Origin of the sequence: Parvularcula sp. LCG005, assembly GCF_032930845.1 — a bacterium.
Lineage (GTDB): Bacteria > Pseudomonadota > Alphaproteobacteria > Caulobacterales > Parvularculaceae > Parvularcula.
The window spans coordinates 205,318-229,604 of the sequence record NZ_CP136758.1; the positions used below are offsets into that span (position 1 = coordinate 205,318).

20 protein-coding genes are annotated in these 24,287 nt (G+C 59.6%); 7 read left to right on the top strand and 13 right to left on the bottom strand.

From position 1 onward, the window contains the following. Entirely contained in the window at nt 1-462 is a 462-nt protein-coding gene (locus RUI03_RS00930; protein ID WP_317288403.1) for a GcrA family cell cycle regulator, read from the bottom strand. Between the two features lie 291 nt (nt 463-753). Here RUI03_RS00930 and RUI03_RS00935 point away from each other — a divergent pair, with 291 nt between their 5' ends. The 3 genes from RUI03_RS00935 to RUI03_RS00945 all read left to right on the top strand — a co-directional run bounded on the left by RUI03_RS00935 (nt 754) and on the right by RUI03_RS00945 (nt 4,704). Then, on the top strand, nt 754-1,620 hold the full coding sequence (locus tag RUI03_RS00935; RefSeq protein ID WP_317288404.1) for an ABC transporter permease: 867 nt from the start codon (nt 754-756) through the stop codon (nt 1,618-1,620). 3 nt (nt 1,621-1,623) lie between these two features. Then, entirely contained in the window at nt 1,624-2,592 is a 969-nt protein-coding gene (locus RUI03_RS00940; protein ID WP_317288405.1) for an Hsp33 family molecular chaperone, read from the top strand. Nucleotides 2,593-2,712: 120 nt separating this feature from the next. Beyond that, nucleotides 2,713-4,704 (top strand): methyl-accepting chemotaxis protein, encoded by a 1,992-nt coding sequence (locus RUI03_RS00945; RefSeq protein ID WP_317288406.1) that lies wholly within the window; start codon nt 2,713-2,715, stop codon nt 4,702-4,704. 85 nt (nt 4,705-4,789) lie between these two features. Here RUI03_RS00945 and RUI03_RS14705 read toward each other — a convergent pair whose 3' ends face one another. Next, on the bottom strand, nt 4,790-4,930 hold the full coding sequence (locus RUI03_RS14705; RefSeq protein WP_410795885.1) for a DUF6980 family protein: 141 nt from the start codon (nt 4,928-4,930) through the stop codon (nt 4,790-4,792). Between RUI03_RS14705 and RUI03_RS00950 the strand changes: the two genes are divergently transcribed. Next, complete coding sequence (locus RUI03_RS00950; RefSeq protein ID WP_317288407.1) at nt 4,931-6,172, top strand: hypothetical protein; 1,242 nt, start codon at nt 4,931-4,933, stop codon at nt 6,170-6,172. 136 nt (nt 6,173-6,308) lie between these two features. On the opposite strand, the gene RUI03_RS00955 is transcribed toward RUI03_RS00950, so the two are convergent. The 6 genes from RUI03_RS00955 to RUI03_RS00980 all read right to left on the bottom strand — a co-directional run bounded on the left by RUI03_RS00955 (nt 6,309) and on the right by RUI03_RS00980 (nt 13,759). Further along, nucleotides 6,309-7,733, bottom strand: a complete 1,425-nt coding sequence (locus RUI03_RS00955) for a Glu/Leu/Phe/Val dehydrogenase (protein ID WP_317288408.1) — start codon at nt 7,731-7,733, stop codon at nt 6,309-6,311. 57 nt (nt 7,734-7,790) lie between these two features. Continuing rightward, nucleotides 7,791-9,374 (bottom strand): bifunctional phosphoribosylaminoimidazolecarboxamide formyltransferase/IMP cyclohydrolase, encoded by a 1,584-nt coding sequence (purH, locus tag RUI03_RS00960; RefSeq protein ID WP_317288409.1) that lies wholly within the window; start codon nt 9,372-9,374, stop codon nt 7,791-7,793. A 78-nt stretch (nt 9,375-9,452) separates the two neighbouring features. Then, a complete protein-coding gene (locus RUI03_RS00965; protein WP_317288410.1) occupies nt 9,453-10,715 on the bottom strand; it encodes a UDP-N-acetylglucosamine 4,6-dehydratase family protein in 1,263 nt (420 codons plus the stop codon). A gap of 90 nt (nt 10,716-10,805) precedes the next feature. Continuing rightward, entirely contained in the window at nt 10,806-12,230 is a 1,425-nt protein-coding gene (locus tag RUI03_RS00970) for a heparinase II/III family protein (RefSeq protein ID WP_317288411.1), read from the bottom strand. Between the two features lie 68 nt (nt 12,231-12,298). Further along, on the bottom strand, nt 12,299-12,970 hold the full coding sequence (gene rpe, locus RUI03_RS00975) for a ribulose-phosphate 3-epimerase (RefSeq protein WP_317288412.1): 672 nt from the start codon (nt 12,968-12,970) through the stop codon (nt 12,299-12,301). 219 nt (nt 12,971-13,189) lie between these two features. Then, on the bottom strand, nt 13,190-13,759 hold the full coding sequence (locus tag RUI03_RS00980; RefSeq protein ID WP_317288413.1) for a hypothetical protein: 570 nt from the start codon (nt 13,757-13,759) through the stop codon (nt 13,190-13,192). 124 nt (nt 13,760-13,883) lie between these two features. Between RUI03_RS00980 and RUI03_RS00985 the strand changes: the two genes are divergently transcribed. After that, nucleotides 13,884-14,939, top strand: a complete 1,056-nt coding sequence (locus RUI03_RS00985) for an aldo/keto reductase (RefSeq protein ID WP_317288414.1) — start codon at nt 13,884-13,886, stop codon at nt 14,937-14,939. A gap of 7 nt (nt 14,940-14,946) precedes the next feature. On the opposite strand, the gene astB is transcribed toward RUI03_RS00985, so the two are convergent. The 3 genes from astB to RUI03_RS01000 are packed head-to-tail and all read right to left on the bottom strand — an operon-like array spanning nt 14,947 to nt 18,770. Continuing rightward, the gene (astB, locus tag RUI03_RS00990; RefSeq protein ID WP_317288415.1) at nt 14,947-16,284 is read right to left on the bottom strand and encodes an N-succinylarginine dihydrolase; all 1,338 of its coding nucleotides are present in this window, start codon (nt 16,282-16,284) and stop codon (nt 14,947-14,949) included. Next, nucleotides 16,281-17,741 (bottom strand): succinylglutamate-semialdehyde dehydrogenase, encoded by a 1,461-nt coding sequence (gene astD, locus RUI03_RS00995; RefSeq protein WP_317288416.1) that lies wholly within the window; start codon nt 17,739-17,741, stop codon nt 16,281-16,283. Before astD ends, astB begins: the two co-directional genes overlap by 4 nt. Nucleotides 17,742-17,744: 3 nt before the next feature. After that, nucleotides 17,745-18,770 (bottom strand): arginine N-succinyltransferase, encoded by a 1,026-nt coding sequence (locus RUI03_RS01000; RefSeq protein ID WP_317288417.1) that lies wholly within the window; start codon nt 18,768-18,770, stop codon nt 17,745-17,747. 294 nt (nt 18,771-19,064) lie between these two features. On the opposite strand from RUI03_RS01000, the gene RUI03_RS01005 reads away from it, so the two are divergent. After that, nucleotides 19,065-20,498 (top strand): class I SAM-dependent methyltransferase, encoded by a 1,434-nt coding sequence (locus RUI03_RS01005; protein ID WP_317288418.1) that lies wholly within the window; start codon nt 19,065-19,067, stop codon nt 20,496-20,498. Here RUI03_RS01005 and RUI03_RS01010 read toward each other — a convergent pair. Together RUI03_RS01010 and ald are read right to left on the bottom strand one after the other, a co-directional pair. Beyond that, the gene (locus RUI03_RS01010; RefSeq protein WP_317288419.1) at nt 20,495-21,820 is read right to left on the bottom strand and encodes a HAMP domain-containing sensor histidine kinase; all 1,326 of its coding nucleotides are present in this window, start codon (nt 21,818-21,820) and stop codon (nt 20,495-20,497) included. The two genes, RUI03_RS01005 and RUI03_RS01010, sit on opposite strands and share 4 nt — an antisense overlap. 131 nt (nt 21,821-21,951) lie before the next feature. Next, complete coding sequence (ald, locus tag RUI03_RS01015; protein WP_317288420.1) at nt 21,952-23,061, bottom strand: alanine dehydrogenase; 1,110 nt, start codon at nt 23,059-23,061, stop codon at nt 21,952-21,954. 184 nt (nt 23,062-23,245) lie between these two features. Between ald and RUI03_RS01020 the strand changes: the two genes are divergently transcribed. Further along, nucleotides 23,246-24,097: an RNA polymerase factor sigma-32 gene (locus tag RUI03_RS01020; protein WP_317288421.1), complete on the top strand. Its 852-nt coding sequence runs from the start codon at nt 23,246-23,248 to the stop codon at nt 24,095-24,097. The last annotated feature ends 190 nt before the right edge of the window (nt 24,098-24,287 follow it).

Sequence of the window (24,287 nt, forward strand, 5' to 3'; positions counted from 1 at the left end):
TTAGCCAACCTTACGGGCGGCGGGCAGGGCAACCGTGCGGTGGCGCGGTGCTTCGCGACGGCCAGCATTGGGCTGGAACGCCAATTGGCTGTGATAGGCGCAATACGGTTTCGCCGATGAGGTCGACTGGCCGCAGAAATGGAAATCTTCTGCAGCAGGGTCGCCAATTGGCCATTTGCACTGGTTGGCGCCGATCGATGAAACCGTTGGTCGGTCATCACCCAGGCTGAGGGATTCCAGTGAGAATGTCGGGGTTCGGCTTTCCTGCTCTGCCTGCGGGCTGTGCACCGCTTTCGAGATGGGTGCCGTTGGCGTGGCGCGTCCGGCCAGACCCAGCCGGTGTACCTTGCCGATGACCGCATTGCGGGTCACGCCGCCCATACGGTTCGCGATCTGACTGGCTGACAGCCCGTCACTCCACAATTGTTTGAGCTGCTCCACGCGCTCGTCAGTCCATGCCATACTCCGCCTCCGTTGTCCGCCGACACGCCTCGGCACGATGCCTCTCAACATGTAGGGGGCAGTCGAGCTGCGCCCCCACATATGGTGCGCTCATAATTTGTTAATAACAAGATGGAGGGGGCTTGAGTTTTGCACGAATAGATGTAGTGGACGCGTTTTTATCCACATTTTATCAGCGTTGAGGGTCTGTTAAGAACTCTTCGCGCGCCTTTGGGCATCAGGTGGTGGCAAATCGCCCGCAAATGGCCCACATCACAAATCAAAGAGCCCGCCTAGGAAATCTTGTCCACAATGACCCTGCACAGCCCCACCGACCCGGCCACAGCCATTGATGATTCGTTCGGTATGCGCCGTTTCGGCCGCATGAACTGGATCGGTCTGTGGACTCTCTACAAGAAGGAAGTGCAGCGCTACCTCAAAGTTGCATTCCAGACTGTCATTGCGCCGATCATTACCACACTGCTCTACCTGACCGTGTTTCTGGTGGCGTTTTCAGGCGCTGATCGCCAGTCCGAGATGGCAGGCCAGATCATTCCCTACGCCGCCTTTCTGCCGCCGGGCCTGATCATGATGGCCATTCTCAACAACGCTTTTCAGAATGCTTCGTCATCGCTGATCATCGGCAAGGTCCAGGGGTCCGTCGTGGACGTCCTGATGCCGCCTTTGTCGCCTCTAGAACTCACGATTGCCTTTGTTGCCGGCGCCGCCACGCGCGGGCTGATGGTGGGTATTGTCACGGCCCTGACGATCGCGGGCTTCATGGCCCTGTCGGGCACGCCGACCCAAGTGGCGCATTTTGGCGCTATCGTGTATTTTTCGGTCATGGCGTCACTCTTGCTGGGGGCAGTCGGTGCCATTGCCGGGATGTGGGCGGACAAGTTCGATCAGCTCGCGCTGTTCACCAATCTCATCATCACGCCGCTGACATTTCTGTCCGGCACATTTTATTCTGTGAACAAGCCGGGCCTGCCTGGATGGGTGGCGGCGGTCAGTGACTGGAACCCGCTTTTCTATCTTATCGACGGCTTTCGCTATGGCTTCATCGGCGTTTCCGATGCCCCCGTCTTGCGCGGCGCTGTCGTCGCCCTCATCTTGACCGTTCTGCTGTGTGCTGTGACCTATTTGCTGTTCCGCCGCGGCTACAAGTTGAAAGCCTGATTCATGTTTGACCAAGACCCAAGCCCGCAGGGCAGTGAACCGAAGATTCCATCCGACGACGTCATCATACCTTTTCAGGTCGGCGAAGCGGCTGTCCGGGGGCGGATCGTCCGGCTTGGACCGGCCGTGGACACACTCCTCCAGCGGCATGACTTTCCCGATCCGGTCAAGGCGTTGCTCGGTGAGGCGGAGGCGCTTGTCGCCATGCTCGGGACGGCACTGAAATTCGACGGCAAGCTGATAATGCAGGCCCAGGGAGATGGCCCCGTATCCGCCATTGTCGCAGACTATTCTGCTGACGGTTCACTGCGGGCCACAGCCACCTTCCGCGAAGGCGGGCGTGACGAGGCAGCCAATGCTCAAGGGCCTGAGTTGCACTACCTGCTGCGCAAAGGGCACATGGTCATGACCATTGATCAGGGACCTGACATGGAGCGGTATCAGGGGGTTGTGCCCCTGGAGGGGCCGACGCTTGCGAGGGCGACGATCAATTATTTCAATCAGTCCGAGCAGATTCCCACAGCTATTCAGCTCGCCGTGGGGCAGGTCACGACGGTTAAGGGCCAGGCGTGGCGGGCCGGCGGCATCATGGTGCAGTTCATGCCGGGTGAGGGCGGTACGCGGGAGCGCGGTGAGGAAATCACCATGGCCGACGTCGATCGCGATTTATGGGAGCGGGCGGTGATTCTGATGAATACCACCCAGCCTGACGAACTTCTGGACCCCATGGTGCGCCCGGAACAGCTTCTCTTCCGGCTGTTTCACGAGGACGGCGTGCGGGTATTCGATCCGTTGACAGCGCATTTTGGCTGTACCTGTTCACGCGCGAAGGTGGCAGGCGTCCTGTCGCAATATGCGGCCGACGATCTGAAAGACATGGTGACCAACGGGGCGATCGAAGTGACGTGCGATTTCTGTCGCGAAGAATACCGGTTTGAACTGGATGAGACAGGCGACGCCTTCAAGGAATAGAGCCGGCGGAATCTGATCAGCCCGGTAACCAATCTTGAGCAATCCCAAACACGGCTGGCTATATTCCGCCTGTCGGTTAGCGTTGTTTTGACCGCCATCTGCCAATCTGTGGTGAATTTTGTGCACATCCAGATAGGCTATTCGACCATGTCTTTCATCAATCGGTTCAGTTTGCCGAAGGTCATCGCTGTTATCAGCGGTCTTCTCGTTCTGCTTAGCGTGCTTGCTGTTGCTGCCGGCTTTTCGTTCGTCATCAAGAAAGAGATCGTGGACAATGTGCGCGACAAACAGGAGGCCAATCTCCGCGTCGCTGCAGCGATCATCGAGCGCGAAATTGACGGCGTCGACGTTCACTATGACGCGCAGGGCAGAATTGACCGGCTGACCTTTGAGAACGTCCCTGAAGGAGTTGAGGACCATTCGATGATCGATGCCATCGGCAAGATCACGGGTGAGACTGTCACGATTTTCAAATGGGACGAAGAGACCCAGGATTTCTGGCGTCAGACCACCAACATTATCAAAGATAACGGCGAGCGTGCAGTCGGGACGGAGCTTGGCAAGGGCGGGCGCGTCTATCCCGTGATCCGCCGAGGTGAGATCTTCCGCGGAGAGGCCACTATTCTCGGCGTTGACTACTTCACCGTCTACGAACCGATTTTTGATACCGTAGGCAATATATCCGGCATTCTGTATGTAGGTGTACGGAAGAACGAGATCGTTGCTGTCACTTCAGAAATCACGCGGGTCGTTGCGATTATCGGCCTCGGCGTGCTGGTTCTGTCGCTGGCCGCGATGACGCTTTTTGCGCATGTGATGCTCAAGCCCATCTCTGTCCTGACGGGGCTGACCGATCGCGTCACTGCAAAAGCCGCCGGCGAGATCGACGTCCCTTACGATCACTACGGCAATGAGGTCGGGCAGCTGTCCAAAGCCATTCAGTCTTTGCAAAGCGGTCGAATTGGTCGTGAAGAGGCAGAAGCCCGTGCACACAGCGCCGCGATCGAAGCGGAAGAAGCTCGCAAGGCGCAGGATGAGGCGCGCCGTCTTCAGGATATGGCTGCCCGCGAGCAGGCCGAGCGTCAACTGCAGGCCGATCAGGAGAAAGAGGCAGAGCGCCTTCGCCAGGCCGAACTGGTGGCGGACGAACGCCTTGCCCGTCAACGCGAGCAGGAGCGTGTGACGGAAAGCCTGGCGGCTGCGCTTGGGCGTCTCGCCAAAGGCGATCTGGGCACAAAGATCACCGAGGAATTCCCCGGCGGCTATGATGTTCTGCGTCGTGATTATAACCGGACGCTGGATGCACTGTCCAATCTGATCGAAACCATCGAAGCGGGTTCGACCAACATCCTGTCATCGTCTTCGGAAATTTCCTCAGCCTCTGGCGATCTGGCCAAACGGACTGAAAGTGCCGCATCGGCCCTGCAGCAGGCGGCAGTGGCGGTGGGTCACTTGGCTGAAAGTGCGGCGGATACGGACAGAAGTGCGTCCGCAACGAAGGAATCCGTGGGCAAGATTCATAATGAGATGCTGCAGTCGCAGGAGATCATGCGCAAGGCCATCGGCTCGATGCATCACATTTCCAAATCGTCTGACGACATTTCCCGGATCATCAGCGTGATCGACGACATCGCGTTCCAGACTAATCTGCTGGCGTTGAACGCCGGTGTTGAGGCTGCCCGCGCGGGTGAAGCGGGTCGTGGCTTTGCTGTCGTGGCATCTGAGGTCCGCGCCTTGGCGCAGCGGGCAGGTGATGCTGCGCGAGAAATTGGGGGCCTGATCAAACAGAGCAGTCATAGTGTCGCCGAGGGCGTGTCCCAAGTCCACAAGACGGGCGCCGCGCTCGACGTGGCAATCGGCCTTGTGGCTGAGATTATGGAAAACACGGATAATCTCGCCCGGACGGCCGCCGAGCAATCGTCGAGCATTCGGGAAATCAATGCCACGACGCGGCAGCTTGATCAGATGACCCAGCAGAACGCGGCTGTTTTCGAAGAGACCAATGCCGCCTCCATGGGTCTTGCCCATGAGGCGAAGAGCCTTGTCGCGGCGGTTGCCAGTTTTTCCAAGACCAAGGGCAGTGAACAGCAGCGTCAAAATCTCGTGGCCTGAGGCTACGATCTTTGACGAGAAACAAGCGCGCTCGAATGCAGGATTGAGTTCTGGACGGACAGTTAATTAGTACAGACTCCGACCTCTAGCGGTCGGTTAGCTTCGTCCCGCACCATGGGCAATGATGGATGGGCGCATAGGCGCGCCCGCCATTGCGAATGGGCAGTCCGTACCCACCCTTGTCATCACGAACGATCAGCGTGTCTGCGCACTCCCACGCGTCCATATGCTGGTCGCACTGGTGCAGGCTGAAATATCCGATACAGGCACACGGAAAACCCGCTGGATTTTCCCCAAGCTCGATCAGGGTATTTCGATAATCCCTTTCGCGGCAGGCAGAGCAGGTTTTGCGATGTCGGGTAGCCACGCGCATTTTGAACGAAAAAAGCGGGTCCGGGAGAGATATACCGGCCGCCTCCAGTCGCGTCAGCGCCTCACAGTTCAGCCAGTCTCTCTCGTAACAGCTGTCGCAGTCGTCGCGATGATCTTCCATCTGATGGGGCTCGGTCTCGCCCAGCGCTTTGCCCTCAAGGCAGGACTGCCACAACGCGAGGGCCTCATCGCAAGTTATGTCGTCAGACACCGTCATGCCGGTTCCTCCCATCACGCACGTCACTCTGAATACGCTCTAACGAACGGCCGCCAAATCTTCGTCTGTGTCACTGCGTTGATATTCACGATCCCTCTGTTAGCTTGCAAGCTTGGCGGAGGGAACATCATGGCATCAGTTTGGAACTTTACGGCAGTTGCGTTGCTTGTGGCAGCCATCCTGTCAGGCACAGCACTAGAAAGCCGTGCGCGCGAAAAGAGCCGGCAGACCACGGCTGAGTTTTTCATCAAGTCCAATAATGATGCGATTGAACTCGCCCGGCAGAAACTGGACACCGGAAAAGCCAGCGATGAGCATGAGAAGAGACTCCGTGCGAGTATCAAAAAGCTTGAGGCGACCAACGCACAACTCAGAAAACTGAACATGAAGCCGGAAAGCCTGAAAACGGCCGAGGCGATCAGGGCCTATATAAAATCAGTGGTTGAAACGCAGGATCAGGCACGTGAGGCGGGACAGGAGGCGATCACTTATTCGAGCTATCCAACCCAGATCACCTTCCCGACCAAGCCTCCCATCGATATTGGTGATCTGACGCCGATATTGCCGCCGTTCAACCCAACCAATCCTGGCGATTGCAAATCGTCCGGCGACGCCGTCAAGAATGATTGTCTGATCGGCGCGCAAATGATGGAAGAATGCGGTGCCATCAGTATGGGGACAAAGACGGCCATGCAGTTCTCCTGCGGCATGGCCGGGCAGATGGAAGAAATGAAGTGCAATTCGGACGTCGCGGCAGGCATACCACATACACCACCTGAGCCGAGTGAAGCGCTGAACGCCGAAGCTGTGTGTCGCGCCATGGAAGAGCGCGGTGGGAATGGGCAGCCGCTGGAAACACAGACCTCAAGCGGTAACTGACCCCCTCCATAGCGTAGTAGTACAAGCCTCAGGAGCGGGCCCCGGTAGCCGAATATGACCAGTCCCTTGGCCGCAATCACAACGAAAAAGGCCGGCGGATGCGATCCGCCGGCCTTCTTGTTGCATGTATTGCTATTTAGAGGCCGAGGCTCTGATAAGAGCGGGCGATGTCCGTCAGGGCACAGACATATGCCGCTGTCCGAAGGTCAACGATTTTTGGATTGTCGTTCATCATTTTCCGCATGCGGCCATAAGCATCGCGCATGGTGTCGTCCAGACCCGAGCGCACGAGGTCAATTTCGCCAGCGCCCTGAGCAAACCGGGCCTTGAACGCAGGCGACAGTTTGGTGCCGAGGGCGGTTTCCAGCTCGTTCATGAGGAGAAGGCTGCGCTTCTCTTCTTCCCGGCGCTGCAGACGGCCGAACCGGATATGGGTCAGGTTCTTCACCCACTCGAAATAGGAAACAGTCACACCGCCAGCATTCGCGTACATGTCGGGGATGATGACGACGCCCTTGTCGCGAAGGATGGTGTCCGCATTGGCCGTGATCGGACCGTTTGCGGCCTCAATGATCAGCTTGGCCTTGATGTCCGCCGCGTTGCCACCGTGGATCGATCCTTCAATCGCCGCAGGGATCAGGATATCGCATTCCTTTTCGAGCACGGCGTTGCCGTCCTCGTAGAACTTGCCATGCCCATAACCGCGCACGCCGCCATTATGAGAGATGAAGTGCTTGAGGTCTTCAATATCAAGCCCATCGTCCTTGACGATGGCACCATCGCGCTCAACCACCGCAGTGATCAGTGCACCGTCTTCCTCAGACAGGAACTTGGCGGCGTGGTAGCCCACATTGCCAAGGCCCTGAACGACGACGCGCTTACCCTCGAGTGTGCCGTCAAGACCCAGTTTGGCCACGTCTTCCGGGTATTCGAAGTAGGATTGCAGCGCATACTGAACGCCGCGGCCGGTCGCTTCGACCCGCCCGGCAATACCGCCGACATGCAATGGCTTACCGGTAACGCAGGCCATGGCATCGATATCCGTGGGGTGCATGCGCTTATAGGCATCAGCCATCCACGCCATTTCCCGCTCGCCGGTGCCCATGTCGGGGGCCGGAACGTTCTGGGAGGGGTGGATCAGGTCGCGCTTAGCCAGCTCATAGGTAAACCGGCGAGTGATGCGCTCAAGCTCGTCTTCTTCCCACTCTTTGGGGTCGATCATCAGGCCGCCCTTGGAGCCGCCAAACGGGACGCGGACGAGCGCACATTTATAGGTCATCAGGGCCGCGAGTGCCTCGATCTCGTCCTGGTCGACGGAGAGCGCATAGCGGATCCCGCCTTTGACCGGCTCCATGTGCTCGGAATGAACACCGCGATAGCCCACGAAGGTGTGGATGCTGCCGCGCAGCTTGACGCCGAACCGGACCGTATAGACCGAGTTACAGACCTTGATTTTGTGTTTCAGACCATCAGAGATGTCGAGATGGGCCGCGGCCCGATCAAACATCACATTGACACTGTCGCGGAACGTCAGTTCGCGGACATGATCGGGGTTATTCATGGTTTCCTCCGGGGCTTTGTTTTGAGGGGAGCTTGCTCTCGAACACTGATTTTCGCGTTAATGACGGAAGTGCCGCATGCCGGTGAAGACCATGGCCAGTCCGCGCTCATTGGCAGCGTCGATGACCTCCTGATCCCTGACTGAACCGCCAGGCTGTATTACGGCTGTTGCGCCGGCTTCCGCAGCTGAAATCAGCCCGTCCGCAAAAGGAAAGAACGCGTCGGACGCCACGACCGATCCCTGAACGAGGGGTGTCGACTGGCCCATGGCTTCGGCTGCATCGGCGGACTTGCGAACGGCAATTCGAGTGGAATCGAGCCTGCTCATCTGTCCGGCGCCGATGCCCACGGTGGCGCTGTTCTTGGCGTAGACAATGGCGTTGGATTTGACGTGCTTGGCGACCGTGAACGCGAACAGCATATCGTCCAGTTCCTGCGCGGTGGGCGTGCGCTCGGTGACGACCCGCAGGTCTTCCTTGGCCACGTGGCCGGCATCACGCGCCTGATACAGGAAGCCGCCTGCCACTGGCTTGATCGTCATGGCCGCGGTCCGCGGGTCGGGCAGGCCGCCGGTCAGGAGGAGCCGCAGGTTTTTCTTCCGGGCGAAGACTTCAACAGCTTCATCGGTGGCATCGGGAGCGATCACGATCTCGGTGAAGATTTTTACGATCTCTTCTGCGGTCGGCGCGTCGAGCGTGCCGTTCAGCGCAATGATGCCGCCAAAGGCGGAAACAGGGTCACAGGCCAGGGCGGTCGTGTAGGCGGAGGTGAAATCCTTGCCCGTCGCCACGCCGCAGGGGTTGGCGTGCTTGATGATCGCTACCGCCGGACCGCCATTGAATTCCGACACAAGCTCGATCGCCGCATCGGCATCGTTGATGTTGTTGTAGCTGAGCTCCTTGCCCTGCAATTGCCGGGCTGAGGCGACGCCGGGGCGCTGATCGCCGGTGACGTAGAAGGCGGCGGACTGGTGAGGATTCTCCCCGTACCGCATTGTCTGTTTCAGGGTGCCCGCCACGGTCACACGGCGCGGCATGTCTTCTTCGAGGGAGGCGAACCAGGTCGAGATGGCGCTGTCATAGGCGGCGGTCCGGGCGTAGGCGATGCCTGCAAGTTTCCGGCGCTCATCCATCGTCGTGCCACCAGCGGCCAGCGCCGCGGTGATCAGGTCGTAATCTTCCGTGTCCGTCACCACAGCCACATGGGCGTGGTTTTTCGATGCGGCGCGGATCATGGCCGGACCGCCAATATCGATATTCTCGATGATGTCGTCGGCGGGCGCGCCTTTGGCCAGGGTCTCCTCGAAGGGGTAGAGGTTGACCACAAGGAGGTCGATGCCCTCAATACCATGCGCGTTCATCGCCTCGACGTGGTCGGGCTTTGACCGATCGGCCAGCAATCCGCCGTGTACGCCGGGATGCAGCGTTTTTACCCGACCATCCATGATCTCGGGGAAGCCGGTAACGTCGGACACATCCGTGACGTCGAGCCCTGCGTCGCGGATCGCCTTGGCGGTACCGCCCGTCGACAATAGCGTGACGCCGGCGTTGGCGAGGACGTGGGCGAATTCGATCAGCCCTGTCTTGTCCGAGACGGAGAGGAGGGCACGGCGAATGGGCAGGCGATCAGCGGACGATGACACGAGACGGAATACTCCTTGGACGACAATCTTGGGCGCCTTATCGGCGCGTCCAAGGCCGGTCGCAAGGCCCCGAAACCGTCAGCGGTCGTTCTGGATCGGCTTTCCGCTCTTGCGACGAACGCCCAGAGAGGCGATCGCGTCGGGCTGTGCCGACTGCGGGTCGGGGCGGAATTCCGGCACCAGATGGTGCACTGCTTCCTCCAGCTCGTTTCTTTGGCAGCTAAGAGCATACTGCACGACATCTTCTAGTCGTGGTTTGAGCAATGGAAGGTCGATCATGCTCGGCGACGCCAGAAGGATTCCGTCAACGCCAGTGCGGACGAGCTTCTCAAGGTCATGGAAAATTTCCTCGAACAGTTTTTCGCCGGGCCGCAGGCCGGTATAAACTATTTTAATGTCCTCGTTCGGGGTCAGGCCCGCAGCCTCGATCATCCGTTCGGCCAGCGTGACGATTCGAACCGGTTCGCCCATATCGAGCACAAAAATGCGCCCGTCATGGGTCATCACGCGGCCATTCTCGTCGCTCAGCGATGCCGCCTGAATGACCAACTGAACCGCTTCGCGGGTGGTCATGAAATAGCGCTGAACGTCGGGGTGGGTCACCGTGATAGGACCGCCTTGGGCAATCTGGCGCTGGAACAGCGGGGCGACGGATCCGGTGGATCCCAGCACGTTGCCAAAACGCACAGTCACAAAACGCGTGCCGGTCTGGGCGATGTCCAGGGACTGGGCGTAAAGCTCCGCAATACGCTTGGTTGCGCCCATGAAGCTTGTCGGATTGACCGCTTTGTCAGACGAAATGAAGACGACTGCCTCACATCCTGTCCGGACCGCCGCGTCGAAGACGTTTTTGGCGCCAAGGACGTTGGTCAGGGCCGCCGCGCACGGATTTCGCTCGACAATTGGCACATGCTTGTAGGCTGCTGCATGCAGCACGAAATGCGGCGCCGCATTTTCAAAAACGGGGTTGAGGTGCTCAAGTCGGCAGACATCGACCAGCATGGAAACGACATTCAGGCCGGGGCGTGTGCGCTTCAGCTCCATGTCGATTTCGTAGAGGTTGAACTCGGAGTTATCGATCAGGATCAGGAGCTCTGGATCAAACTGCGCCACCTGGCGCACGAGCTCAGAACCAATGGTTCCGCCCGCGCCGGTGATCATCACGCGCTTGCCGGTAATCAGTTTTTCCGCCTGCTTCAGATCGGTATTGCGCGGCTCACGTGCCAGCAATTGCGTACTGTCGAGTTCCAGCGCGGTCAGGTCACTGGGCGCAAGACGCGCCGTGACCCGATCTGTCCGCCGCCGACGAAAAAACGGAAATTGTCTGTTGTTCCCGCTCACCGGATTTCTCTTCCCGTTAACTCTAGCCAGACTAGCACTGTGATCCGCATTGGCAAATCCTGTTTACGATCAATTGCGTCATGCGACTGCTCAATCCTGCCGGGTAAAGGCCCATCGCACACCCTCCCGTTCAGGGTACAGCTCGATCTGATGCGACGGCTCTACAATGCCATCCCGCGTCGCATCCACGCTCTCTGCAACGTCCACCCGGGCGCTTCCCGTAGCAAAGCGCCATAATTTGCCGGTCGCAAGCCTTATGTCTACGGTCAACTTGTCGTCAAGCCGCGTGACCGTGGCACCTGCCGGCAGATGGAAGCGATAAAGGGCATCCTTGGCAGGATTGCGGCAGACATCTTCTCCGCGAACATTGTCGCCAGAGGGAGCGAGCCAGAGCCGGCGCTGATGAAAGGCGCCGCCGTGCCGTCGCGTCATCGTCAGGACACTGCCCTCATCGCTGCTCTGCAATTTTCCGCGCGCGGGCGTGTCCGCCATCTCATCTAGCGTGCTGGTCGCGGGAACGGACAAAAGGGCAGATCGCCATTTGGCCATGGCCGGAGTGACGGCGGCGGCGAAAGAGGACGGTGCCCCGCAATTGATCACGACCCGCTCGTCGCCATCAGTCAGACTGAAACTGCCGGCGCCAAAATCGCCTGCGTCGTCATGCCCGAGATCCGCGTGCACCAGAAGTTTTCCCTGCTGCAGGCGCCGCAGTCCGAGACCTGCCAGCAGACCGTCCGCCTCTTCGCGGCGGAGAAGGTGCAGGCGCTGAAGCTTCTGGCGGTCGCCGTCGTGGCCGCACGGCAGGGCGGCGAAACGATCCGGCGCATCCATCAGCCCGCCAACATACAGGCGGGCGACTTTGCGCGCTTCCGCGAGAGGCGCCGGCGGCGACAATCGGCGGGCAATATAGGCATTCTGCAAGGCATCCAGCAGATTGAGGCTGGTCAGGGCGTCTTCAGCCACGCGCCAGTCGAGCGGCAGATGGCCGCCCGCCAACCGTGTCAGGCTGGTGTCGAGCACATGTCCGCCCGGCACACCGATGCCGCGGTCTTCGGGCATACACAACGCCACGAGACTGCGGGTGACGCTGACATCGAGAAAGGAGGGATCGCTGTCGCCGCGCCGCTTTTCCATGCGTCGCAAATGGCGCCCCTGACGCGCGATTGTATCGAGTATCGCTTCCCGCCACGGTGCGTCACGGCCCTGCTGCAGGATCGGCAAATATTGTAGCAGCGTGAACAGTCGCGCTGCCGTAATCCGCCGTGACCAGGCGCGGGGGCGATATTGGCCAGACTGCTCCAGCCATGCCGTCATGAATTGCTGGGCGCAGCGCACGGCGTCACCATGGGGAAGGGCGGCGCAGGCGGGGAGCCAGTCGAACCGCTCGAAATGCCACCATCCCGCGTCACTGTTGCCCCAGGCGGCGGCTTTCGGCGCGAGTTTGGCGCAAGCCGCAATCAGCGGTTCAGCCGGGCGGCTGGACTGCTCCGGTTGATGGAGAACTCGGAGCGGCAACGGGCCCCTGAGTTGAACTTCGTGATAAAATCGGTGGCGTCCGCCAAGGGGCCCCTGAACGGGCATGGTCAAACCGCCTTGAGGCCAGCCTGGCGAAGGGCCTCGATATTCGCTTGATAGGCTGTTGGTCCGCCGCGAAAGACCGCCGTGCCTGCGACCAGAACGTTGGCCCCGGCGGCAATCACCTTGGGGGCGGTGTCGGCGGCGATACCGCCATCCACTTCCAGCGTGATTTTGCGGCCCGACTGCTCGATCATCTGGCTCACGGCGGCGATCCGCGGCAGCTGGCCTTCAATGAATGACTGCCCACCAAAACCGGGGTTCACGGTCATCAGCATGATGTTGTCGATCATCTCGATCACAGGCTCGATCACGGAAAGGGGTGTCGCCGGATTGAGGGCGATGCCCGCCTTGATCCCGAGCGCCGCAATGGTCTGCAGGCTGCGGTGAAGATGCGGACCTGCTTCCGGGTGAATGGTCAGGATATCAGCGCCAGCTTTGACGAAGTCTTCGATAAAGGCATCCACGGGCGAGATCATCAGATGCACGTCGAGCGGCTTCTTGGTGTGCGGGCGCAGCGCTTTGACGAGGCCAGCGCCAAACGTGATATTCGGCACAAAATGTCCGTCCATCACATCGACATGGATCATGTCGGCCCCGGCTTCATCCACGGCCCGAACTTCATCGGCAAAGCGGGCGTAGTCAGCGGCAAGGATAGAGGGAGCAATTTGTGGAAGCATAAGGGTCACTTAGGGTTGAACGCCCCCTTCTGGCAATGCGGCGATGTCCCAATATGGAAAAACCCCTCGCCGAAGGGAGGGGTCTTCCAGAGTGCAAAACATTGTCAGTTGGAGGTCGCTGTTACCAGCGCTCGACCAGTGAATCGGGGCCTAATCCCCGATCAGGGCCAAATTGGGGCAGTTTTCCACAAATTTTCAATTTACCTCAAATTCTTTGGATCAGGCCACCGGGACCGGTTGGGGGCGTGTCTGGCCGACCTGTTTAAGCAGCTTGCGGACCGCGCCAATGCTGGTGAGCGCGCTGACCGCCCCCACGGCAAGGCCAGCCTTCCACTGCAGATCGAGGAAAGTGAGCGCCAGAACAGCCACGATTGCCAGAAGACCAAAACCCATCACCGTCTGGCCAGGCTTTTTCAATACCCGTCCGGCGGCGCCAGCGACGGACCGCGCCGCGCGTGCCGGCACCACTGCTGCCGCGCCAACTGCCCTCGCGGCCGCCGTGCCGCTACGGGACAGAAATGAGGTTACGCCCCGAAAGCCGACCAGGCTGATCAGTCCGGCCAGTGCCGTTCCGATAAACGCGCCCAGCGCCCATTTGCGGTGGCTGTCCGACAGAACGAGACCTTGATCATCGGCGTGCTCGGCGACTGCAGCCGTGCCCTGTCGATCCACGACGATAACATGGTCCTGCTCAAGGACGGGCGGCGCGGCCGCAGCGGTAAGCGCAAGTGCGCCCATGGTGGTTAGAGCCGCTGCGCTGGCTCCCAAGACGGCGTGACGTCGCTTCATCAGAGGCTCTCCGGATTGATATAGTTGAATAAAATATGGGTCGGCGGCCTCGCCAGTGCAAGTCTTGCCAGCGCGGCGGGGCTTCGGCCAAGAGCGGGCGCGAATGAACAACAAGGATACTCCCATGGCTCAACTCGAACGTCGTCGCCTTGGTCGGACGGATCTGACCGTTTCAAGCCTCTGTCTGGGCACAATGATGTATGGCGATCAGATGGATGAGAAGGGCGCCTTCAACCAGATGGACCGCTGCTTTGACCGCGGGATAGACTTCTTTGATACCGCCGAAATGTACACGATCCCGCCGAAGCCCAAGACGCAAGGCGACAGCGAACGGATTGTCGGGCGGTGGATGAAGGAGCGGGGGTGCCGGGATCGCGTCGTGCTGGCATCGAAGATTGTCGGTCGGTCGAGCATGACCCATGTCCGCGGTGGCCAGACGCCGCGCGTCACCCCGGAACAGATCGAAACGGCTGTCCATGGCAGTCTTGACCGTCTTCAGACGGATTACATTGATCTCTACCAGATTCACTGGCCGGACCGGCATGTCCCCATTTTTGGCCAAGACCTGAAAGGCTATAGCGTTCACGACAATGACGACGCTGTGTCATTTGCAGAGCAGCTTTCCGCCCTCGCGAAATTCGTCAAAGAGGGACAAATCCGTCATGTGGGGCTGTCGAACGAAACGCCCTGGGGGGTGATGCAGTTCATCAAGGCGGCGGATGAGTTGGGATTGCCGCGCATGGTGTCGATCCAGAATGCCTATAGTCTCATGAACAGAACGTTCGAGTACGGACTGGCCGAGATTGCCATGGAAGAGCATGTCGGCTTGCTCGCCTATTCGCCGCTGGCGCAGGGCGTGCTCTCAGGCAAATATCTGGGCGGCAAGAAGCCAGCAGGCTCGCGCGGCGAAATGTTCGGGCGTCTGGGCCGGTATGAAACGCCATCCGCCGAGCCGGCCCTGCGCGCCTATCTGGAACTGGCGCAAGAGCTGAATGTCGATCCTGTCATTCTGGCCATGCAGTTCGTCACCTCACGCCCGTGGGTGACGAGCAACATCTTTGGCGCATCGAACGATGATCAGCTCGACACCATCTTTGCGTCACTGGATTTTGAGTACACGGACGACATTCACGCAAAGGTGAATGAGATCCATGCGCGGTATCCCAATCCGTGCCCATGAGGCAGTGTTACCGCTGAAAATCATAAAGGGCGCCCAGATCAAGGATCTGGGTCAGGGCGTCCAGTGCGGTCCGGCTCTCGATGAGTAATTGAGGGTCGAGAAGGTCGTTGGGGAGGAGTTCCTCCCGGTAATGGGCATCGACCCAGGCTTCGAGCGCGTCAAGGCGCGCTTCACCAAGAATGACCCCTCCCGCAACGGCTTTTTCTTCCGCCTCCGTCAGAACGACGCGCAGGCGCAGGCAGGCCGGGCCGCCGCCATTCTTCATGCTCTGTTTGAGGTCGAAGAAATGCGCAGCGCTGATCGGCCCGTTGCCCGCCATAGCACCTTCCAGATAGCGTCTCGTGCTCTCAGTGGCTTCGGCTTCGCCAGGGAGGATCAGTGCCATTTTGCCGTCAGGCAGGGTCACGAGCTGGGAGTTGAAAAGATACGACGTGATCGCATCTTCGAGCGGGACATCGCTTTCAGGCACTTCAACGAAGATGGGCTCGAAGCCGAGCGGTTCGGCAAGACGTCGCATCTCGTCAAAGGCAGGGCCGGTCTCTTCATAGGCGGCCTCGTGGTAGAACAGTACCGGGCCATTGGTGACGCCGACCACGTCGTTGTGGAATGCGCCGGCCTCGATCGCCCGGCGTGACTGCCGCATGAAGACGCTGGTCTCAAGCACGCCATGGCGACGCGCGATCGTGTGGCTGGCTTCGTAGGCCTGACGCGGCAGGAAGCGCCAGCTTTCAAGCTTCTCAAATGCTGATCGGCCGTAGACGAACTGTTCGATGCCTGGCGCGCCGTGTTGTGCGCTCAGGCGACCGTGATTGGCAGCCCCTTCGTCGCCCATCGCGCCACCCATGGGGATCGCTTCGTGGTGCGCGAAATGGCGGTCATCGGCAAAGATGGTCTGCAGCGACCGCGCCGTGAACGGATGTTCGATGGACCGGTGGTACATGGCGGACAGATTGGCAGGCGTAAAATGAACCTTGCCATCTGCGCTGTCCGCAGATGGTGAAACGGTGGCCGCATTGGCGGTCCACATGTTTGACGCGGACGAGATGTTGTAGAGGAGGGCAGGCGATACCTTCGCGGCGGCCTCGATCACCGCCTGATCGGTGCCAGTGAAGCCCAGCTGGCGCAGCGCCGGAAGGAAGGGGCGCTCATGGGGCGGCAGCACGCCTTGGGTCAGGCCCATACGGATCAACGCCCGCATTTTGGACAGACCCTGACGCGCCGCTGCGCGCGGGTTAGAGGCGCTGCCATAGGACGACATCGAGGCGACATTTCCGACCGACAGGCCACCATAATTATGGGTGGGGCCGACCAGGCCGTCGAAATTGATCTCCTTGGCTGGTGTCATTTCACCAGTCCCGGCATGGCGGCGTCATCGTTCAGCGCACCTTCCTGCACCATGCTGGCCATGGGCCAGGCGCAATAGTCCGCCGCGTAATAGCCCGCTGGCCGATGATTGCCGGAAAGGCCTGGACCGCCGAAGGGGGCCTTGCCGGAGGCGCCGGTTGTCTGGCGGTTCCAATTTACAATGCCTGCATCGATCTGGTCGGCAAAGCGGTGCCAGAGCTGCTCGTCATCGGATAACAGACCTGCGGACAGGCCAAATCGCGTATCATTGGCCTTGGCGATGGCGTCATCAAATGTCTTTGTCCGGAACACCTGCAGCAAGGGGCCAAACACTTCTTCGTCGCGAACTTCTCGGCATCGGGTCGTGTCGATCAGCCCCGGCGTGACATAGGCCGATCCCTGATCAAGACGCAGGCTGGGGCGAACCGCTTCGCCGCCATGGAAGAGCAATTCTTCCTGGGCCTTCAGGATGGCGTCGGCAGCCTTTGAATGCACCACCGGTCCGATAAATGGCTGCGGGTCCGCGTCTGGCCGGTCAACGGCCAGTCTTGAAATAAGGCTGGCCACCGCGTCGATGATCCGGTCACCAGCGGCGCCGTGCGGGACGATCAGGCGGCGAGCGCAGGTACAGCGCTGACCTGAGGTAATGAACGCTGACCGGGCAATGACCGTGGCGGCGCTTTCCGCGTCGGCCACGTCCCATGCTATAAGCGGGTTGTTGCCGCCCAGTTCCAGCGCCAGAATTTTGTCCGGATGCCCCGCTAATGTGCGGTGGATGGCAAGGCCCGCTTTCACGCCGCCCGTGAACAGGACGCCGCGTGTGCGTTTGTCTTCGATGAGTTGACCGGCTTCTGCTGCGCCGCCCTGCACAAGATTGATGACGCCCGGCGGCAGACCGGCTTCTTCCCACCAGCCGACCATGGCCTGCGCCACCGCAGGGGTGATCTCGCTTGGCTTGAAGACAATCGTGTTCCCGGCAATCAGTGCGGGGATGATATGCCCGTTGGGCAGGTGGCCCGGAAAGTTGAACGGCCCGATCACCACCATCACGCCGTGCGGACGATGGGTGAGGCGGATCGCGCCTTCGTTCCGCGTTGGCGTCCGTTCGTGATAGGCCTCGATCGAAATGGCGGCTTTGCCGGCAATGGCGCCAGCCTCGGTTCGCGCATCCCACAGGGCCTTACCCATTTCGTCAGAAATGAGCTTTGCCATCTCCTCCTGCCGCTCCTTGGCGATGGCGGCATAGCGTTCAATAATCGCGAACCGCTCCTCAACGCTTAACCGGCGCCAGCTGCCAAAGGCCGAGTGCGCCGCAGCCAGGGCGCTCTCCAATTGGGCTTCGCTCGCCTGCGCGCCCTGCCAGATCGGTTCTCCATTGGCGGGATTGGTAGAGGTCAGGGGCGCCCCTTGTCCATCCGTCCACGATCCATCGATGAATAGCTTTCCATCCTGCTTCACGGCTTATCCTTTCAAGGGGGCGGCGATCACGCTTTGCCCATTGGCAAGGTTCGCGCGCCGCGCGATTTCGGGGGGAATGACAACGGTCTGGCCCGTTGGATGTCCCATTCCCATCGTGACCACATAGGGCTGGTCCCCTTGGGCGGCGACCATGAACGGCACAGCGCCGTCAATGTGGCTGGCATCGGCCTTGACCGTCAGTGTGCGTTTGGACTGCTTGCGGACCGTCCGAATGTCGGAGAGGTCAGTTTCAATACTTGGCCCACCGTCGAAGATATCGACGCATCGGGTCCATTTGAAGCCTTCTGAGGACAACAGGTTCAGCGCGTGGTTCGATGTCCGGTGGGGTTTGCCGATGATGTCCTGGCAGCTCTGGGGCAGGAGCGAGACATAGATCGGAAATTTCGGCATCAGGTGAGAGATGAAGCGGAAGTCATTGGCGGACTGCCGATCGGCCTCTTCAAAGCTCGTGTTGAAAAACTTGGCGGCGATGTGCTCCCAGAACGGGCAGGTGCCATCCTCCTCAAAATGTCCCCGGATCTCCGCCATGACCTTGTCGCTGAACCGGCTAGGGTTCATGCCCAGATACATGAAGCGCGACAGGGACAGGAAGCGGCCAGCGCCCTTGCCGCGCGCCCGCGCGGCCACAAGCAGCGTGCCAACTTCGGTATAGCCGTGAAAATCATTGACCAGGAAAAGGATGTCGGTGCTGGCGGTCAGGTTCATTTCCGGTGCCTGGGTCGCCAGATGGGACAGGCGGTAGGAATAGAACGGCCGGTCTTCGCCCAGATTTGGAAATATGCAGGCCATGCCGGCTGCGCCTTCTTCGTCTTCCATCACGAAGAAAAAGACGTCACGGGCGCTGGCACGTCCTTTACCGGCAAAGGCGGCGATGGAGGCGTTGATCCGTTCGGCCATGGCGTCCTCGCCCTGGGGCACCGTGGTCATGCCCGTACCCGCCTCCTTGGCGAGTGCCACGAGAGACGGCAGGTCATCTTCACGGGCGGGACGAATGATGAATGGGCTCATGAACCTGCATACTCCATAAAGATATCGGCGACCGCCAGCGCGGGCTTTATCGTTTCACCCGGTACGACCTGAACGGCGTCTTGCCAACCCGCCCGATGTACGCTGTCACGCGCCTTCGTGACAGAGTTGGATTCACAAATACTGCCGTTAACCTGTATTAACGAAATAAATGCTCTTATTCCCATTTTGGCGCATGAAACGCCGCTCGCGCCTCTTTGAATTAACCTTTTATTAAGATAGCTTCGAAGCTGCCAAATATACTTTTTGTTTGCATGTTGTGAGGGGCCGGTTGCGATGACCAAACATTATACAGAATTGACGGGTGCGATAGGTGAGCGCATCCAGTTCGGTGCCCAGCGCCATGCTGCGGACGCCTATTTTCACAAAGCGGCGCCGGTCGTGCGGATCGCGGGCGTGGCGTACACGCTTAGCGAAATCAGCGCCCTGGGCTTCAGTGTCCTCAGTACAGAGACAGTATCGGCGCCGGATGGTGTGGATTCCGTCGAGGTCTGGTTTGAGCAGGGCGACAGCGTTCTGGCCACAGCGGAGATCTTGCGCCCGGGCGCGGCGGTGGATGGCGTTGTCGAATGCCGGTTCTTTGACCGTGCGATCGATCTGGAGGCGCTGGCACATGACAATGCAGCAGCGGTTGCAACGATGCGCGTGCTGCGACCGCGGCTGGAACGCAGCAGCGTTCCCACAGGCTACAAGATTTTCTGCGCAGATCTTCTGGATTCCCTCGCGTCCTATCGGCGTGAGATCGAGGAGGAACTGGCACCGTTCGACCACGCCCTCAGTGCTGATGAACGTCGGGTTCTTGATCGTGAGCTTGAGGTAGCGGTCAAGGCGAATTGGGCTGAGTTCATCCTGCGAGGCAACGCACTTGTACTGCCCTACAAGAACGATCCGGAGATGCGAAAGGCGCTCAAGCGGTACACAGAAAATCTCGTAACGCCAGAGCTCTGCCGGGCCGATCTGCAGCGCCGCTGTTTCGAAAAACCGATGGGTTATCCTGGCGATTTCCAGATCATGAACATGTTCTATGATCATCAGCCGGTCGGTGCAGGGCCCTATGAGCGGTTTCTCTACCTGCTGGGACTGATTGCAGGCGCACCGATCGCCGGGCGCATGCGGTCGCTGACAGATGAGCTGTCATTGCTGGCAAACGATCATCCGGAGCAGGACCATTTCCATGTGATGAGCATTGGGTCGGGGCCAGCGCGTGAATATACGGACTTCTTCTCGACCGGCGCCCATCTGGGAAAGGGATATTCACTTACTCTGGTCGACCCTGAAAGCTTGGCGCTCGACTATGCGATCAAGTCTATCTATTCAAGCGTGAAGACCGGCGTCTCCTCGATCATGGTTTCGGGGATGAATACGTCGTTCACGGAAATGTTGCGGCCGGGCAGTACATTCCGTCACCTGCCGCCACAGGACTTCATCTATTCGGCCGGGCTGACGGACTATCTGAATACGAAACTGACCCGGATGATGGTCAGCAAGCTTTATGAGCACCTCAAGCCTGGCGGCACGGTCCTGATCGGCAACGTGAATGACAGCCCGACGGGCATGTACTGGTCGGCCGAATATGCGCTCGACTGGACGATGTATTTCCGCAATGAGCAGGAAATGCGGGAAATCGCCGACGGCCTGCCAGGCATTCATGAACTGACGCTCGATCAGAGTGGCGCGTACTGGATCCTGAAGCTGAAAAAGCCGGCTTAAGCCACGCGCCGGCGGCGGCTCTGTGTTGCCGGCGCCGCTTTTTCTTCTGTACGCGGAAGAATAATCTGGGCCAGCGAGCCGACATCCGGGATGCTGGCGAAGGTCATTTTTGCACCGCCCACCTGCATCAGGGAGCGGGCCAGCGAGACGCCGATGCCCAGCTTGTCGCCGCCCATATTGCGGAAGTTTTCCGTCCTGTTCAGCGCATCACGTACACGGTTGATCTCGCTTTCCGCAATGCCTGGACCGTCGTCCTGGATCGACAGCACCACATATTGGGCGTGATCCTGCGACGTGATCGAGATGCAACTGCCCGGCGGGCTATACCGCACCGCATTGTCGATCAGTTCGTCGAGCCCGCGAATGACATGGCGGGGATCGACGCTGATCGGCGTTTCTGAACAGTCGATGCGGATGACGGTCTGCTTCTCGCGCGCCGTCTGCTCATGACGATAGACCGCTTCGCGAACCAGACGGTGAGCGGATGTTTTTTGTGGCTGGCTCGGCAATAGGCCGCCTTCGGCGCGCGTATAGTCAAGAATGCGCTGGCTCTGATGGGACAGAACCGTACCGGCCCGGTGGATTTCGGCGGCGAAGCCGGTGACGTCGGCCGCACCGTCGGGCAGATCGCGGGATTGCTCGATGATCTGGGCATATCCGATGATCTGGTGCAGTGGCGTCTTCACCACGTGGCCAAGCACGTTCAGCAGCGCGTTCTTGCGTTTCAGGTCTTCCTGCGCACCATCAGCCATGGCGCGCAGCTGCGTGTAGTACGTTTCCTTGTCGCGATACTGAATATACTCGATGCGCCGGTTCTGCTCGAGGTGGTAATTGGCCAGCGCACAGCTGACGAACGTGCCCACAAGGAAGAAATGACCGGCAAAAAGGTCGATCGTGTCGGCGAACTGATAGGTCGCGATATAGAAAGACAGGTAGATAAAGGCGAGCAGCGCGCTGCAGACGTGAAAATGCAGCCGGCCAATGGCGGCGAACACGACCGCGACGTGGAGAAAGCCCACATAATAGGGCGGGCTGACGGTGCCGATCTCATAAATCATCCACGCCACCGAAAGGGTGACGCCGATGACCCCCAGAACACCCAGGGTCATCATGTGGCGGCGGCCGGTCGGCGTGTAGCTGATGGCGCAAAGCAGGATGTTGAAAAGCGCGCTGATCAGTCGAAGGGTGATGGTCAGCGGCGCAATAGAGCCCAGCGTATAATAATCGAGGAAACTGTAGATCATGTGGATGGCTGCGCCCGAGAAGATGAGCAGCCGGTCCGTCTCGATATTCCGCTCTAGCGAATAGTCGTCATAAGCCATTTCCAGGTCGCGGTTTTTGAACCGAGCGGACCATGGGCTGATAGCGGCTTTCGCAGAAGAGGGGCCTGTCGCGATCACAATGTCCAGACCGTAACCCAACTAGGTTAAAAATCTGGACCTCGTGCTCATGCTCAGATGAATTCCCGTGCATCGCGGTATGGCAGACTCAGTGCCTCGGCCACCGCGTTGTGGGTGATATGGCCGTCAGCGACATTGAGGCCGTGGCGCAGGTGAACATTGCGCTCAAGGGCGGTCTTGGTGCCAAGGCCTGCCAACTGGATCACGTAAGGCAGGGTGCGGTTGGACAGGGCATAGGTCGAGGTGCGCGGCACGGCGCCGGGCATGTTGGCGACGCAATAGTGGACAATGTCGTCGACCACATAAGACGGGTTGTCGTGGGTCGTCGGCTTGGAGGTCTCGAAGCAGCCGCCTTGGTCGATGGCGATGTCGACGAGCACGGCGCCTTTTTTCATCGTGCTCAGCATCTCGCGTGACACGAGCTTGGGTGCGGCCGCGCCGGGGACGAGCACCGCGCCGATTACGAGGTCAGCGGTTTTCACGGCATCGGCGATGGCACCGGTGGTGGAATAGACGGTCTGAACCTCGTTCTTGAACAGCGCATCAAGTTCCTGCAGGCGATCGATGGAACGGTCGAAAATCGTGACATGGGCGTGCAGGCCGACCGCCATCTGTGCGGCATTGAAGCCTGATGTCCCGCCGCCGATGATGATGACTTCCGCGGCGCCAACGCCCGGAACACCGCCCAGCAACATGCCGCGCCCGCCATTGGATTTCTGCAGGCAGTTGGCCCCGACCTGCACCGCCATACGACCGGCCACCTCACTCATCGGCTTCAGCAGGGGAAGGCCACCGGCATCATCAGTCACCGTTTCATAGGCAATCGCATAGGCCCCGCTTTTCATCAGCGCTTCGGCCTGCGGCTTGTCGGCGGCCAGATGCAGATAGGTGAACAGGGTCTGGCCACGGGAGAGCAGGGCACATTCGTGCAGCTGGGGTTCCTTGACCTTGATGATCAGATCAGCCTCGAAGGCGGCTTCGGCTGTCGGCACGATCTGGGCGCCAGCTGCGACATATTGGTCATCCGTGAAATCAATGCCTTCACCGGCGCCTGTCTGCACGACCACTTCATGGCCCAATCGAACAAGTTCCAGAACGCTCTCTGGCGTCAACCCGACCCGATGCTCCAGGGTTTTGATTTCTTTTGGTAATCCAATGCGCATGACGGTACCTTCTGTTGTCGAAGCCAGGGCCGCAGCCCGTCAAATGGGAACTTCACCGGCTAGTCGCTCGCTATGTATTTGTCACGAGTGAAATCATATTGCCGGAATGAATCGCGGAACCATATGACTGGTCCTCAGTTTCCCTTGGGTGCATGTCGTGAAGCGCTCGCCCAAGGACTGAAAAATGGCTTTTGATGCTGATACCTATCTCAGAACAACCATCCGGACAGCGATGTCCGCACCGTTGCTTTCGATCGATGAAGAGCAGGAGCTGACGCGCCGTTGGCACGAAGAGAATGACAAGGACGCGCTGGGGCAGCTGACCAACGCGCATATGCGCATGGCGGTCTCAACGGCCATCAAATTTCGAGGCTACGGTCTGCCACTTGCCGACCTGATCCAGGAAGGCGCTATTGGCCTTCTCGAAGCTGCCAAGCGTTTTGATCCAGGCCGCGAAGTCCGCTTCTGCACCTATGCCGGCTGGTGGATCCGGGCCTCTATGCAGGACTACATCCTGCGCAACTGGTCCATCGTACGCGTCGGGTCCAAATCGGCCCACAAAACCGTATTCTTCAATCTCAGCCGCATCCGTTCGATGATTGAGCAGTCAGACACGGCGCCGCGTATTGCCCGCGCGAAGGCCGCTGAGCGGTTCCGCGTCAGTGAAGACGATATCGAGTTCATGACATCCCGCCTGGGTCGCCGCGACCAGTCTCTCAACGCCATGTTGAGCGAAGACGGTGAGACCGAACGTCAGGAGCTTATCCCCGACGAACGCGTCACGCCCGATGAGGCTGCGGAAGTGTCTGTGGATGACGACAAGCGCCGCGTCATTGTCGGCGGGGCGATGTCAGATCTGAATGACCGGGAACGGTTCATTATTGAGCAGCGCTTCTTCCAGGACGACAAAGTGACGCTGTCCGACCTTGGCGTTCAACTCAGTCTGTCCAAGGAGCGGGTCCGCCAGATCGAAAAACAGGCCATGACCAAGCTGCGGACCACCTTGCAACAGCATGTGCCGATGGGTGGGCTCTGAAGCGATTGGCGACGCCAACTCTCTGAATTAGAACAGGGTTTCTGCGGCACGCCGCTTAGCGGACGCCATTAGCACTAATATTTATCGCCAAATGCGTTCGCCAGTCGGCCGAGTTCTGCTATTTGGCGGCCAGTTTCGCCCATACCGATGGTATTGTGCACCGCGATGTTTATGCAACAGGCGGGGCACA

Coding starts and splice junctions, on each gene's coding strand:
- RUI03_RS00930 (WP_317288403.1), bottom strand. CDS start 462: ATGGCATGGACTGACGAGCGCGTGGAGCAGCTCAAACAATTGTGGAGT.
- RUI03_RS00935 (WP_317288404.1), top strand. CDS start 754: ATGACCCTGCACAGCCCCACCGACCCGGCCACAGCCATTGATGATTCG.
- RUI03_RS00940 (WP_317288405.1), top strand. CDS start 1,624: ATGTTTGACCAAGACCCAAGCCCGCAGGGCAGTGAACCGAAGATTCCA.
- RUI03_RS14705 (WP_410795885.1), bottom strand. CDS start 4,930: ATGGACGCGTGGGAGTGCGCAGACACGCTGATCGTTCGTGATGACAAG.
- RUI03_RS00950 (WP_317288407.1), top strand. CDS start 4,931: ATGCTGGTCGCACTGGTGCAGGCTGAAATATCCGATACAGGCACACGG.
- RUI03_RS00955 (WP_317288408.1), bottom strand. CDS start 7,733: ATGAATAACCCCGATCATGTCCGCGAACTGACGTTCCGCGACAGTGTC.
- rpe (WP_317288412.1), bottom strand. CDS start 12,970: ATGCTTCCACAAATTGCTCCCTCTATCCTTGCCGCTGACTACGCCCGC.
- RUI03_RS00980 (WP_317288413.1), bottom strand. CDS start 13,759: ATGAAGCGACGTCACGCCGTCTTGGGAGCCAGCGCAGCGGCTCTAACC.
- RUI03_RS00985 (WP_317288414.1), top strand. CDS start 13,884: ATGGCTCAACTCGAACGTCGTCGCCTTGGTCGGACGGATCTGACCGTT.
- astB (WP_317288415.1), bottom strand. CDS start 16,284: ATGACACCAGCCAAGGAGATCAATTTCGACGGCCTGGTCGGCCCCACC.
- RUI03_RS01000 (WP_317288417.1), bottom strand. CDS start 18,770: ATGAGCCCATTCATCATTCGTCCCGCCCGTGAAGATGACCTGCCGTCT.
- RUI03_RS01005 (WP_317288418.1), top strand. CDS start 19,065: ATGACCAAACATTATACAGAATTGACGGGTGCGATAGGTGAGCGCATC.
- RUI03_RS01010 (WP_317288419.1), bottom strand. CDS start 21,820: ATGGCTTATGACGACTATTCGCTAGAGCGGAATATCGAGACGGACCGG.
- ald (WP_317288420.1), bottom strand. CDS start 23,061: ATGCGCATTGGATTACCAAAAGAAATCAAAACCCTGGAGCATCGGGTC.
- RUI03_RS01020 (WP_317288421.1), top strand. CDS start 23,246: ATGGCTTTTGATGCTGATACCTATCTCAGAACAACCATCCGGACAGCG.